This window comes from Flavobacterium sp. KH_035 (assembly GCF_057839565.1).
Genome location: NZ_CM174492.1, coordinates 4,704,658 through 4,718,518, shown reverse-complemented (window position 1 = coordinate 4,718,518; position 13,861 = coordinate 4,704,658). Strand labels below are relative to the sequence as shown.

The following is a 13,861-nucleotide window of genomic DNA, read 5'->3' as shown; positions in this document are numbered from 1 at the left end:
TTTACAATTTATTGTAAAAGACAAAAAAAAACGGTCTTGTTTTAAGTAACAAGATTGGTACAATAAGCAAAATAAGGGCGTATGGGGGATGCCTAGGCTCTCAGAGGCGATGAAAGGCGTGATAAGCTGCGAAAAGCTACGGGGACGGGCACACACCGATTGATCCGTAGATACCTGAATGGGGCAACCCACTATGTTGAAGACATAGTACACCGATAGGTGGGCAAACCCGCTGAACTGAAACATCTAAGTAGGCGGAGGAGAAGAAAACAAAAGTGATTCCGTAAGTAGTGGCGAGCGAACGCGGATTAGCCCAAACCAATGTTGTTACGGCAATGTTGGGGTTGTAGGACCACGATATTTTATGTACAAGGAACCGGAATTGACTGGAAAGTCGAGCCAAAGAGGGTGATAGCCCCGTATGGGTAACGAGTATAATAGATAGTGGTATCCTGAGTAGGGCGGGGCACGTGAAACCCTGTCTGAATTTGGCGGGACCATCCGCTAAGGCTAAATACTCCTGAGAGACCGATAGTGAACCAGTACCGTGAGGGAAAGGTGAAAAGAACCGTGAATAACGGAGTGAAATAGATCCTGAAACCATACGCTTACAAGCGGTCGGAGCCCTTTCGTGGGGTGACGGCGTGCCTTTTGCATAATGAGCCTACGAGTTAACGTTGCTGGCAAGGTTAAGTGGTTAAGCCACGGATCCGTAGCGAAAGCGAGTCTGAATAGGGCGCTTTAGTCAGTAGTGTTAGACGCGAAACCGTGTGATCTACCCATGGGCAGGTTGAAGCTGTGGTAACACACAGTGGAGGACCGAACCGGTTGACGTTGAAAAGTCTTCGGATGACCTGTGGGTAGGGGTGAAAGGCCAATCAAACTCGGAAATAGCTCGTACTCCCCGAAATGCATTTAGGTGCAGCGCTGAGCGTAAAGTTATATAGAGGTAGAGCTACTGATTGGATGCGGGGGCTTCACCGCCTACCAATTCCTGACAAACTCCGAATGCTATATAATGTTTCTCAGCAGTGAGGGCTTGGGTGCTAAGGTCCAAGTCCGAGAGGGAAAGAACCCAGACCATCAGCTAAGGTCCCCAAATATACGCTAAGTTGAAAGAACGAGGTTTGTCTGCCCAGACAGCTAGGATGTTGGCTTGGAAGCAGCCATTCATTTAAAGAGTGCGTAACAGCTCACTAGTCGAGCGGACGAGCATGGATAATAATCGGGCATAAGTGTATTACCGAAGCTATGGATTTAGAGTTTACTCTAAGTGGTAGGGGAGCATTCTAACAGGGTTGAAGGTGTATCGTCAGGTATGCTGGACTGGTTAGAAAAGAAAATGTAGGCATAAGTAACGATAATGCGGGCGAGAAACCCGCACACCGAAAAACTAAGGTTTCCACAGCTATGCTAATCAGCTGTGGGTTAGTCTGGTCCTAAGGCGAACCCGAAAGGGACAGTCGATGGCTAACGGGTTAATATTCCCGTACTACTAATTACTGTGATGGGGTGACGGAGTGATGAAAGCGCCGCGAACTGACGGAATAGTTCGTTGAAGTACCTACCTATAAGCTGTGCAGGCAAATCCACACGGCTTGGGGAAATACGATAGTACTCGGCGTCTTCGGACAAAGAGATAGTGCGCCTAAGGGCTTCCAAGAAAAACCTCTAAACTTCAGGTAATTAGTACCAGTACCGTAAACCGACACAGGTAGTTGAGGAGAGAATCCTAAGGTGCTCGAGAGATTCATGGCTAAGGAATTAGGCAAAATAGACCCGTAACTTCGGGAGAAGGGTCGCCCTGTAGTAATACAGGGCCGCAGTGAAGAGGTCCAGGCGACTGTTTATCAAAAACACAGGGCTCTGCAAAATCGTAAGATGAAGTATAGGGCCTGACACCTGCCCGGTGCTGGAAGGTTAAGAGGAGATGTTATCTTCGGAGAAGCATTGAATTGAAGCCCCAGTAAACGGCGGCCGTAACTATAACGGTCCTAAGGTAGCGAAATTCCTTGTCGGGTAAGTTCCGACCTGCACGAATGGTGTAACGATCTGGACACTGTCTCAGCCATGAGCTCGGTGAAATTGTAGTAACGGTGAAGATGCCGTTTACCCGCAGTGGGACGAAAAGACCCTGTGCACCTTTACTATAGCTTAGTATTGACTTTGGATAAATGATGTGTAGGATAGGTTGGAGACTGTGAAGTGGCGTCGCCAGGCGTTGTGGAGTCATTGTTGAAATACAACCCTTTGTTTATCTGAAGCCTAACCCCGCGTTGTGGGGGACATTGCTTGGTGGGTAGTTTGACTGGGGTGGTCGCCTCCAAAAGAGTAACGGAGGCTTCTAAAGGTTCCCTCAGTACGCTTGGTAACCGTGCGTAGAGTGCAATGGCATAAGGGAGCTTGACTGAGAGACATACAGGTCGATCAGGTACGAAAGTAGAGCATAGTGATCCGGTGGTTCCGCATGGAAGGGCCATCGCTCAAAGGATAAAAGGTACGCCGGGGATAACAGGCTGATCTCCCCCAAGAGCTCATATCGACGGGGGGGTTTGGCACCTCGATGTCGGCTCGTCACATCCTGGGGCTGGAGAAGGTCCCAAGGGTTGGGCTGTTCGCCCATTAAAGTGGCACGCGAGCTGGGTTCAGAACGTCGTGAGACAGTTCGGTCTCTATCTACTGTGGGCGTTAGAAATTTGAGTGGATCTGATTCTAGTACGAGAGGACCGAATTGGACAAACCTCTAGTGTATCTGTTGTCCCGCCAGGGGCACCGCAGAGTAGCTACGTTTGGAAGGGATAAGCGCTGAAAGCATATAAGCGCGAAACCCACCACAAGATGAGATTTCTTTTAAGGATCGTGGAAGATGACCACGTTGATAGGCTATAGATGTAAAGGCAGTAATGTCATAGTCGAGTAGTACTAATAATCCGTAAGCTTATGTACACCCTTTTCTCTCCCGATGCAAATCGGGAGAGAAGAAACTTTCTAAAATAGTAAATAAAAGTACTTTTCTTTATCTCAGTATGTTAAGATATTATTTTAATTATGAATTGTGAATTATCAATTATTAATTAAAAAAAATTGCCCAAAGCAATTATAACTTCTTAAGGTGGTTATTGCGGCGGGGCTCACCTCTTCCCATCCCGAACAGAGTAGTTAAGCCCGCCTGCGCAGATGGTACTGCAGTTATGTGGGAGAGTATGTCGTCGCCTTTCTTTTAAAAACCCTATCCAAATCGGATAGGGTTTTTTGTTTTATGTATTTTGAGAGATTCCTTGAGGTTTTTTTTATGCTACTTGATAGTGTAGTCCCTACGGGACACCTTTATGATGGGCAGGTTGTGAGTGTTACCTGTGGTTACCAATATTAGACTCCTAGCGGAGTTACTTTAAAAAGTTTAACAGCATCTGATTGAAATGAACTTCGCGTCTTTGTGACTTGGAGAGCAAAAGAAAAGTTTAGCAAACATTTTCTTAAATCAGTTAAAACTTCTATCGCAAAAGATTTAGCGTACAGCCCGACCCGAAGGGAAACGCCCTGAATAAGATTGTACGTAATCCCTAATCTCTGAAAAGAAAGAACTTGATGTTAAAAAAATCAAAAATTTTCTCTTGTGTGAATTATAACTCACGATTTCAAGTGTGGGGTTGGTATTGTTGCGACGTATTGTGTCCTAACGGTTGAAACCGTTGACAATATTTGTAGTATTGTGTTTGTATTTCAGGTAAATATTGAGTTTTGTATAACTTTCGATGGCTGAAAAGGAAGAGTAGAATATTCTTAAATCTTTGAAGTTTTAGATGGGTGTAATGGTTGCAAAAAAAACTTCATTAGCTATTTTTTGTTGTATGTAAAGTTATTACTCGAAACGACATTTGAGCTAAATAATATTGTAAATGTAATACGGCAGGTACTGCAAATAGTTTTATAATACATTGTGACAATTATTCTAAGGTTATCACAAGAATACAACTAAATTACTTTTTAACGGGTTATTTAGTTGTATCTGACTTTAAAGGGTATTAGTTTTTATTATTTGTAAAGAAGTATAGTATTAATTTGCCTAGAGCTAAATAAAAAGTTATTATATGTGCTATCATTGTTTTATTATTTTTTTGGATTTTAATAATGTTGTGATGATCCTGAGAATTACTTTTATATCAGTGATGTTAAATGGTGTTGACTGATGAGGAATATTTTTTGGCGTTATTCATTTTCTTTGCTACTACGGCAAAAATGTAATACCAGTTAAGTCTGCTTTATTATTCTTTAAGAATTCGTAGGTAATTTTATCGGTTTGACAATTGATGAATTGAACCCGTTTCAAGTTATTGTTTTTGAAAAAAGTACCTGTAAGTATGGAATTTTGAAATATTACTTTTTTGAATTCACAGTTTTCAAAATAACAATCCTCCAATGTTCCTTCAAAAGTGATATCGTTAATTTGCATTTCAATAAACGATGTATGATTCCATATTGCATTTACTACCGGATTGTTTATAAAAACTCCAGATTTGAATTCTGCTTCGGTAAAATTAGCGTCAGAGAAATCACAGTCTTTGATGTGACTTTTGAAAAAAAGAGCTTCTTTTAGTAAACAATTTTTAAATGTATTTTTGTTTAAACTGGAATTTTGAAGCTGACCTTTTCTAATATCAGAGCCTGAAAAATCGCAATTGTCAAGATGATTATTCTTTATAAAATTTACTCCAATAAAATTGGCGCCAGTGAAATCACAATCTTTGAGATAGTTTCTGGAAAATTCAGTTTCTTGTAAAGAACAATTTTTGAATATATTATGTGTTAGGTTTGAGCTCTGGATATTACTGTTACTAATGTTGGAATTTGTGAAGTCGCAGCCATTTACATTATTGTTTTTTAGAATAAGCCCCGATATATCTGATTCAATAAATAAGCAACGTTGCATATTGGAGGAACCAAATTTTTGGCTTAGATTTTTCAATCCCGAAAAATCAGCGTCTACCCAATTTCCATTTGACATATCCCAGCTAAGTTTCTTCTTTTGCTTTATCGATAACAATTCATCAGATTGATTTGCTAATGGTTCAATTGGTGTGGTTTTACTAGTTTCGGATTGAAAATTTTCAGAGAAGTAATTAAGATCAACACCCAGAACTTCGGCCAGACGATTAAAAGTTGTTATATCGGACATTGATTCTCCACGTTCCCATTTTCCAACAGCTTGTGAACTAATAAATAGATGTTCGGCAAGCTGTGCCTGAGATAAGTTTATTTTTTTTCGTGCTACGGCAATTTTGTTGCCGATCATTTTAGTATTTAACATGGTATTATTTTTTTTGTTTTTAGATAATGCAAAGGTATTTGGATGCATTTTTAGAATCAAAAAAAAACAAAAACTTATAGTTGTATTTAGGCTACTTTTGGTTGCTATTTGACAACTACAGGTAGTATAGATGAGTTTTTGTTTGTGAAGGCTCCGAAATCGTAATTATGGATTATTTCTTGTGTTGTTGTTACTAAATGTAAGATCTGATTTCGATACACTTATGTAAAAAGATATCTTGTCACTTTTTTTTGCTCAATATAAAAAATATCAATCTAATATTTTTTTAAAATGGAAATCGTGGGAGCTGATAAATGCTTACAGTTTTGTTTGAAGTAAAAAAAAACAGCTCAATTCTGAACTGCTCTTAATCAACTCAAAATAGAGTTGTTCTGATTGTGGGGGCAAAAAATTAATATTGTAAAGAAAGACTCTCACTTACAGCTTTGGCTGTAACTTTTATTTTGTGTGTCATAACCTTACCATTTTCTATTATCTCTAAGAAATAAAAATCGGACGAACATCCTTCTAAACTAATTGTTGTTGATATTTCTAGTTTGTTTATTTCCGACTCTCTGGAGTAAATTAAAGTTCGATTTTGATCATAAATATTGAAAGATGAACTTTCGGCAGCATCCAGTATAAAGTTTATTGCTTTTTGATTTCCGGTTGCTATAGTCAAAGTATAATTGCGCGTACTTTCATCAGCATAAGTATAAATCGACGACAATAATATATCTCCAATAAATACTGTTTTACTAAATTGTGTCATTCTTTTAATCGTTTGATAGTCAAATAAAATTGAGGCGCAAAATTAGAAAATAAATTAAGTTTTATTCAAAAAAATCTTATTTTTATAGCGGTAAATTGCTGAATTATAGATATTTTGGTGTTTATATTAAATTATGTGGTAAAAATGCAATTGTTCGAGTTTCTTTTTATACTTCTTATAAAAAAAGAAATTGATTGTCAGTTTATTAGCATTAAAAAAATTGTACTTTTAATACAGAATTTGCTATTTCGAAATTTTACGATCCAAAAATGCCTTTAAAAGTATTCCGGATCGATTATTTTTAAATCAAATGTGTCAATCAGCTGCTAAAAAAAGAATCAGTGAACTATAATATTTAGAGAAAACCATTTTTTTAGAGTGCAATAAAAAAATGATCTGAGCCAAAAGGCTGTGATTAGTGGCAGTGGCAGAGAATTTATGATAGGTTGAGCGGTAGTACATTTTTAGCTTATAAAAGAAGGCCGCAGTGTGGGGTAACTAGTCGGTTTGTAGTATAGTTAGTTGTAATATAGCCTTGAAAAATAGGATGTAACAGATAAAAACTCCCGTAAAATAAGGCTTAACCGGAGGTATAAAAAAAAGTTAAAAACAGACTCCATTGTTCAAATGGCACAGTTAATGCTAACGAAGGAAATATAGTATAATCAGAATACTTAATGAAGTATTACAAAATTTAAAAAGAATGAGAAGATTTAAAGGTATGTATGTTTTTATGATCGTGTTATTATCATCAATTACATATGGTCAGGAGAATTTAAGAATGTTTGTAAGAGAAAATAAAGTTCCATGTCAGGGTGTTGCTCCAATGGAATGTTTACAGGTAAAGTATGACAATGACAAAGAGTGGCAGTTTTTTTATAATCATATTGACGGTTTCAATTTTGAACAAGGAAACCGATATGAGATTATGGTGACCAGAACAAAAAGACAGGGTGTTGTTCCTGCCGATGCTTCTTTATACGAATATAAACTGAAAAGTATTATTTCGAAAACGGCAGTAAAAGAAGCGAAAGGGATTTACAATACAAAAATGATCTTGACCCAGTTGAATGGGAAAAAGATAAATAATGGTAAAGCATTTATTACCATAAACAAAGAAGCAGGTACAATCAGTGGTAAAAACGGCTGCAATAACTTTAATGTAAAATATACAAAGCTTGCTGCAAAAAATCAGATCAAAACCGATGCTCCTTTTGGAACTTTAATGGCTTGTGATGAGAAGAGTATGAAATTAGAGCATGAATTTAGTGAAGCTATAAAGGATAAGAAATTTAAAATTGTAAAGAAAAACAATAAAGTACAGTTTAAAAATTTAAAGAACAAGACTATTTTGGAGTTTGCTATACCAACTCAAAATGAGCTTTGGAGTTATATTGGTAAGAACAACTGGAAGTTAATTATGCTTGAAAATGTGGGACAGGATTATGGTCGTGCTTTTATTAAATTTGATACAACAAAAAAACAAGTGAGTGGTAATACAGGTTGTAACAATTTTGGAGGTACTTATAAAAGTAAAGCTGATCGTGTTGTTTTTAATAATGTAAGAATTACAGCAATGGCATGTATTGGTGAAGAAGCTAATAAAACGGAACAAAAAATAGTATCTTATCTAAACAATAAAGACCTGCGTTTTGACGTGGCAGATCAGACTCTGAATTTTTATCTTAATGACAAACTTGTAATGATGTTTGGAATTACAAAGTAAATTTTTCACTGCATATAAGAACTAAAAAGCCTGACGAATATCGTCAGGCTTTTTAGTATATAGAGGTATAATAGACTAAAAAACTGCAATTTTTCCCGATTGTATTTCGCCTGAGCTGGTAATTATTTTATAGAAATAAATTCCGGAGGCAATATTTTTCAGAGTAATGTTATTGGTTTTCGAAAGTAACGAAAAAGTATTAGTATTTTGTCCACTGACATTGTACAAGTAGAAAATGGCGTTTCCCTCTTTTTTGGCTTCAATATTTAAGTCTTCATTTTTGCTTAGTAGCGTGGGGTGAACCAGAAACAAATCATCACCTAAATAATTGGCATCAACAATTAGAGAACTTATTACGGTATTGTTTTTTAAAAGAATGTTTATCTTATATTTATTACGGCCCTTTACAGGAGTTAGATCTAAAAATGAGAGCGTTTTTGAATTGATATCGTTTGTTGTACTAATAACAGCTTCGGTATTGTTGATCATTTTTACCAACTCGATTCTTTTGATATTGTATAAGCTGAAAAGACTGGTGTTAATTTTTATTTTATCTTCTTCATAAACTTCTGCCAAAGCAAACTCGAAATAGCAATTTGAGTTTTGCGCATACTGTAATGTCGACTCACTTTTTATTCCTTCGTTATTGTTAAATAGAGGAATAACGGTATAAATTTTCCCATCGGTATAAGTGTAAGTATTGTTTGTTGTCTGTTCTTTAAATTCTAAATGATCTTCCTTGAGCTGATAAATATTAAAGGATGAAACATCAGCAGGTTTGTCCCAGTTAATTTCGGTTGTACCATCACAAACTAAGCTGGCACGAATATTTAAATCATAAGAAATCGTAAAACTGTCAGAGATATAATCGGTGTTATCAATGGTCATTTTTAATTTTGCTTTTGAAAATTTTTGATCTTTTGGGATATAAGTGAATTGTTCACTGTTTAGATTTATATCATTTGCAATAATTTCCCAGTTTAGCCCATTATTGTAGCTTATAGACAATTGTCCAGGACTACCGGAAAATGACGAATTCCACTTAAAAGGAGAAATAATCTTACCATCATAGGGGAAATTATCATTATGAACAGGGTAATTCCATTCAAATCGATTTTGTAATTCATATTCGTAAGCGATGCTGTATTCTTGTGAAGTATTTGAAACATATGAACCAATAACATTAACAGTATAAGATCCGGATGCGGGGTTTTCAATAGTCACTTGCTCTATGGTATTTATTTTGTCTTTTCCTCTTGTAGCTTGCTGTTGTGGAGCGCCAGGATTAAGAATCCAGGGTAGAATAGTAGTTTTGTCGGCTGAAACAACTTCGAGGTCTAAATCGTTTACCAAACTGATATTACTATTGATTGCAGCAGGCAAATCGTTCCAGACTAATGTGATTTTTAAGTTTTTTGCATTTTCCGGAAGAGCAATAAGATGTGAAGTTGTCTGGCCGGACGTCAAAGTACCGGATAATATTCTATTTTCGCTGATTGTTTTTAAACTTTTATCAGCATTGATGTTGCCATAACCATAGGTAAAATCGGGACCCGGATTACCTAAATCTTTTGCACTATTAATTAAAATTGCTTTTGTCTGGGTATTAGTCAAAGGGATATTGTGTATCGTTTTATAATGTTGTTTCATAAGAGTGATAATTCCTGTAGCCAATGCTGTAGAATTTGAAGTTCCTTGTGTGCTATAAGCTACTAACTCTGGTTTTATTCGACCGTCATAGGCCGGACCTTTTGAAGAAAAGGGCATAATTATTCCGTTTTGGTCAATGCATCCCAATACGATGCTATTTTTTGATTGCTTGAAATTACCGGTAATCGATTTATAACCCTGAAGCCCAATATTTCCTGAGGAAAAACAGTGTGTCAAATTAGGATTTGAGAATAGTTGAGCGTCATAAGCATTGGCGAGTGAACCATAAAAATTCTCAATCACTGTGCCATAGGAATGATTTTGAGTGGTAGCACCTTGTAAATGGGCTATTTCATCGGGAAAGATATTCGAAAAATCAGATGATTGTATCTTAGATTTTGGAGCAACACCTTTTCCTAATAAAGAACTGTTTCCTAATCCCGAAGCTATAGTCGCCATTGCTGTTGCATGGTTTGATACAATAGTGGATTGTATTGAGGAAGGAATGTTTTTATTCAATAAATCAATATCATTTACATCAAAAAAATCATCTTTGATCGCGACAATTTGATTTTCGCCAGTTAGAAGAGGAAAATTTATATTGGCTTTATTTATAGAGTTGATACTAAAATTTTGATCTATTATTTTAGATTCAGCTTTTGGTTGCAGTGATTCCTGCGAAATTGAAGTTACACTACTCAAAGATATAATGGTATCAATAATTTTTTTTGAATCACTTTTTATGACTACAAGGTGATTATCCAGTATTTTGATAGTAGAAATATTAATTGATTTTAAGTCAGTAAGTAAGGTTTTGATTGAGTCTGTTGCAATTATATACTGTTTACTTTCTGTGTGATTCGAAAAATCAGAAGGTAGTTTCCATAAATTATTAACCGGGATAATTTTGTTTAAAGTCCGATTCGATTTTAAATTTTTATTTTCAACAATACAAAAAGTACTGTCAAGTTTTTTAACAATATTATAGTTGTGGTGGTGTGCATTTTCTAAAGATGTAAAATAGTATTTTTCAAATTTGCTTTCATTTTCCTTTTTTATGTAGTGCTCCCATTTTTCTGGGCTTTGCGCGAGACTAATTGTCGTGATCATATAGAGAAGGAAAGTAATTTGTGTCTTCATTTACTAAGAGGTTAGGGCCGTTATAAACATTGATTCCAATGGCATAAAATGAATTTTACAATGGTTTATCACTTCTAAATTTAGATAAAACTAGGTATAGATTTATGTTTAATGATTTATAAGTGAAATATTTATCCGTTGTAGGTAATCAAAGTTATTAAATTATTTGTAAAAAAAGTACGAGTTTTTATTTCATGCAGCACCTTCAAAATATATCGCATCTGTGATTTTAATTTCAGTATACTTTTTATATTTTAAATTAGGTATCAAATTGTAGAATCACATTTTAGCAAAAGTAACATAAGTTGAATATTGAAATCATATTTTTATAGATAACAATCTGATTTGTATTTAATTATTGATTTTACTGGGCTTAGCGTAATAATCAGATAATTAGGATTAAAAAATCATAAAGAAATTATTTAACAAAAAATGTTAAAATTGTTAAATAACTGTTTTATAAGTATTTTAATATAAAAAAATAGTTAAGTTTGGAGATAAGTATTATTAATATTTTGTAAAGATCCCCGTTTACCAAACTTTTTTAACAACCAAAAAAAACCTGTTTATGAAAAAAATGAAATCAATTTTAGCCTTGTCATTTGTGGCACTAATGGTGTTATCTTGTAATAAAGATGATCAAGCGGATCAACCAAAAGAAGGATCTCTTCAAGTAACACAAGATGTGTTGAATAAAATTAGTGCACTTGCACTAAATAATAAAGATGTTCAAGTGATTAAAAACACGAAGTTAGATGGAACCACTGAGGATGCTTTCCTGATAGAAGGTGACATTATCATGACTGAGGAGCAATTAAATAAAATGAATATTCATGGTGGTATTACTACAGAACAATACCGTACTACTAATTTAGTATCTACTCCAAAAACTATTAAAATTGTTGGATTATCCGGGACTGGAACAACAGCTTTAAGCGCAAATATGAAAGCTGGATTACAAGCTGCAGTAAATAGATACAATAATTTAGGTTTGTCTATTAACTTTACACTAACTTTTAGTTCAAGTACTACAGGTGCAAATATAGTTGTAAAAAGACAAACCGGAGGTGCTGGTGGAGTAGCAGGTTTTCCTTCAGGAGGGAATCCTTTTAATTCCGTTACATTGTATTCTGGATTAGATACTTATTCAGTTAATGTAAATGCACACGTAGCTGCACACGAAATTGGCCACTGTATTGGTTTACGCCACACAGATTATTTCAGCCGTCAAAGCTGTGGACAAAATTCAAACGAAGGAGCTGCTGGTGTTGGAGCAATTCATATCCCAGGAACACCTACAGGTTATGATTCAACATCTTATATGAGAGCATGTTTCAGTTCAAGTGAAACTGGAGCTTTCAATGCTAACGATGTTACAGCTCTTAATTATTTATATTAAAATTTAAATTAGGGGCTCTCTTTACAAAATATAAGAGGCTGTTTCATTATTTGAAACAGCCTCTTTTGTATTGTATGTTGGTTATAAATCGTCAGGTCTTTTAAATTAACAATCTAGAATTAGTTTACTGCAAGAATATTACAGGTAATAAATATAACAACTCATTAGATAAGCTAATGGAGTTTTATGAAAATAATGGTAAGTTTAAAAAGGTGAACTAACATTAATTCAATGTAAATAATGGAAGTAAGAAGTGAAGTTACAAAATTAAAAGAATTAGGAGTGATGCCTAATCATGATGATGATAGTGTTAAAGACATCGTTGTTGAAAAATCCAAAGAATTATAAAAATCTATTTTATCATAAAAAGCAGTACTAAATTTTTAATATTAAAAAGGTTTATTTTTTAATGTTTTCTGTTAACTAAAAAACAAAAAGAGGAAGTTTCATTGTATTGAGACTTCCTCTTTTTTGTAGAATAAATATTTGATCACTTTTTTATCAATTTTACACTTCTTTTGCTGGTCTGATAATGAGCATATCTTTCATTGCAGTAATGGTTAAATCTTGATCGATTATGAATCCCGCTTCTTGTAACCAATTGCCACAAAGACGAATTAGTGGGAGTACCTTAGGTCGGGGTTTGTGAAGACATTTAGAGCGTGATTCCCTATGAAAAGAATACGTTTTAATGTGACGAACAGATAATATATCAGATGTCCGTTCTAGTGCAGAGATCGTGCTTACCATCTCCGAGTTGTTTGTTTTTTCTGTGTAAGTCATTTTCAGAAATTTTTAATGGCAAAAAAAATACGGTTCCAGCCTTTCCCGTTGACTTACACCTTCTCGGAGGCAGTGGGCGCATTAACGCACCACACGGGGGTACTGAAACCGCGTATAGTGACATGTACGGGCATAAAAAAAGCCCGCAATGTTCATAGCGAGTAAACTCGCCTCCGAAAAAATGTAAGTCGGGGCAAAAGTACTAAAAGTATTTTTGTGTTTTGCAGCGAAAAAAGAAAAAAAGCGTTGTAATCATTTTTTTAATTGAGAGAAAAATCAACTACTTTTGAGATTCAATTTTTTGGGACTCTTTGAAATTCGGCAGATATTTTTTGTAAATGTTTTAGTAGGAGGATAAAGAGATGTATAAATGAATTAAACATAACCAATAAAAAATTTGCTGTCATCAAGTTCAGGCATGTTGCATGTCAAAATTAGTTAGGAACAAAGAAATAGAAAAATTTTAGCCCGCTCCCGCACGAATCCTTTCATGTGGCGCAAAGAATATAAAATAGAAAACCTAATAATAAACATTAAATATTAAACAATGAAAAAAAATCTAATTACAGCATTGGCTTTAGCAATGTTTTCCTGTGGTAATTCAAATAGCGAAATAGGCAAACTTGTAACAACCAAGGAATATGAAGATTTAAATAAAATAGAAGAGAATAACGGAAAACGATTTAGTATAGTTGGATATCCTTTTATTGATAGTGATATAAAAACAAGTATAAAAACAACTCCTTATATCAAATTTTATGAACAACCTAACGGAAAAGGAGTAATAATTGGTCATTTTCCGATAGAGGACGGCGAAGGAAAAAATGAATTTTACACTCCGGAAACTTTTACGATGCAGGATGTAATTTTTTATGACAATGAAGGTAATAAAATAAAGAGCAGTGAAAAATTACAAATTTCTTTTACTTTAAAATTGCAAACAGAAAGAAGTAAAAGTGGTAGAGGAGAGGATGCTGCATATTATGGAGGTCCAGAAGATGTAAGAATTGACAAGGTAAAATAAACTTTTATAGTATAACGATTTTAGCTTTTATTCCTCCCTTGTCTTGTAGTGAAAAAAGT

General features: G+C 35.0%; 7 protein-coding genes and 2 rRNA genes. 5 read left to right on the top strand and 4 right to left on the bottom strand.

Features of this window, described 5'->3' with window-relative positions:
- Positions 1-60: 60 nt before the first annotated feature.
- Positions 61-2,946 (top strand): 23S ribosomal RNA (locus AC3IS6_RS19160).
- 162 nt (positions 2,947-3,108) lie between these two features.
- A 5S ribosomal RNA gene (gene rrf / locus AC3IS6_RS19155) occupies positions 3,109-3,218 on the top strand.
- A 1,010-nt stretch (positions 3,219-4,228) separates the two neighbouring features.
- Here the strand turns inward: rrf and AC3IS6_RS19150 are convergent.
- Both AC3IS6_RS19150 and AC3IS6_RS19145 read right to left on the bottom strand, forming a co-directional pair.
- On the bottom strand, positions 4,229-5,308 hold the full coding sequence (locus AC3IS6_RS19150) for a pentapeptide repeat-containing protein (protein ID WP_489161736.1): 1,080 nt from the start codon (positions 5,306-5,308) through the stop codon (positions 4,229-4,231).
- Positions 5,309-5,720: 412 nt separating this feature from the next.
- Entirely contained in the window at positions 5,721-6,080 is a 360-nt protein-coding gene (locus AC3IS6_RS19145; protein WP_489161735.1) for a secretion protein, read from the bottom strand.
- Between the two features lie 703 nt (positions 6,081-6,783).
- Here AC3IS6_RS19145 and AC3IS6_RS19140 point away from each other — a divergent pair.
- The gene (locus AC3IS6_RS19140) at positions 6,784-7,806 is read left to right on the top strand and encodes a DUF4377 domain-containing protein (RefSeq protein ID WP_489161733.1); all 1,023 of its coding nucleotides are present in this window, start codon (positions 6,784-6,786) and stop codon (positions 7,804-7,806) included.
- Positions 7,807-7,881: 75 nt separating this feature from the next.
- Here AC3IS6_RS19140 and AC3IS6_RS19135 read toward each other — a convergent pair whose 3' ends face one another.
- On the bottom strand, positions 7,882-10,596 hold the full coding sequence (locus AC3IS6_RS19135; RefSeq protein WP_489161731.1) for a S8 family serine peptidase: 2,715 nt from the start codon (positions 10,594-10,596) through the stop codon (positions 7,882-7,884).
- A 568-nt stretch (positions 10,597-11,164) separates the two neighbouring features.
- Between AC3IS6_RS19135 and AC3IS6_RS19130 the strand changes: the two genes are divergently transcribed.
- Positions 11,165-11,995: a M57 family metalloprotease gene (locus AC3IS6_RS19130; RefSeq protein WP_489161729.1), complete on the top strand. Its 831-nt coding sequence runs from the start codon at positions 11,165-11,167 to the stop codon at positions 11,993-11,995.
- A gap of 507 nt (positions 11,996-12,502) precedes the next feature.
- On the opposite strand, the gene AC3IS6_RS19125 is transcribed toward AC3IS6_RS19130, so the two are convergent.
- On the bottom strand, positions 12,503-12,745 hold the full coding sequence (locus tag AC3IS6_RS19125) for a SymE family type I addiction module toxin (RefSeq protein WP_489164931.1): 243 nt from the start codon (positions 12,743-12,745) through the stop codon (positions 12,503-12,505).
- A gap of 580 nt (positions 12,746-13,325) precedes the next feature.
- Here AC3IS6_RS19125 and AC3IS6_RS19120 point away from each other — a divergent pair.
- Positions 13,326-13,802 (top strand): hypothetical protein, encoded by a 477-nt coding sequence (locus AC3IS6_RS19120; RefSeq protein WP_489161727.1) that lies wholly within the window; start codon positions 13,326-13,328, stop codon positions 13,800-13,802.
- Positions 13,803-13,861: the final 59 nt, after the last annotated feature.

Coding starts and splice junctions, on each gene's coding strand:
- AC3IS6_RS19150 (WP_489161736.1), bottom strand. CDS start 5,308: ATGTTAAATACTAAAATGATCGGCAACAAAATTGCCGTAGCACGAAAA.
- AC3IS6_RS19145 (WP_489161735.1), bottom strand. CDS start 6,080: ATGACACAATTTAGTAAAACAGTATTTATTGGAGATATATTATTGTCG.
- AC3IS6_RS19140 (WP_489161733.1), top strand. CDS start 6,784: ATGAGAAGATTTAAAGGTATGTATGTTTTTATGATCGTGTTATTATCA.
- AC3IS6_RS19135 (WP_489161731.1), bottom strand. CDS start 10,596: ATGAAGACACAAATTACTTTCCTTCTCTATATGATCACGACAATTAGT.
- AC3IS6_RS19130 (WP_489161729.1), top strand. CDS start 11,165: ATGAAAAAAATGAAATCAATTTTAGCCTTGTCATTTGTGGCACTAATG.
- AC3IS6_RS19125 (WP_489164931.1), bottom strand. CDS start 12,745: ATGGTAAGCACGATCTCTGCACTAGAACGGACATCTGATATATTATCT.
- AC3IS6_RS19120 (WP_489161727.1), top strand. CDS start 13,326: ATGAAAAAAAATCTAATTACAGCATTGGCTTTAGCAATGTTTTCCTGT.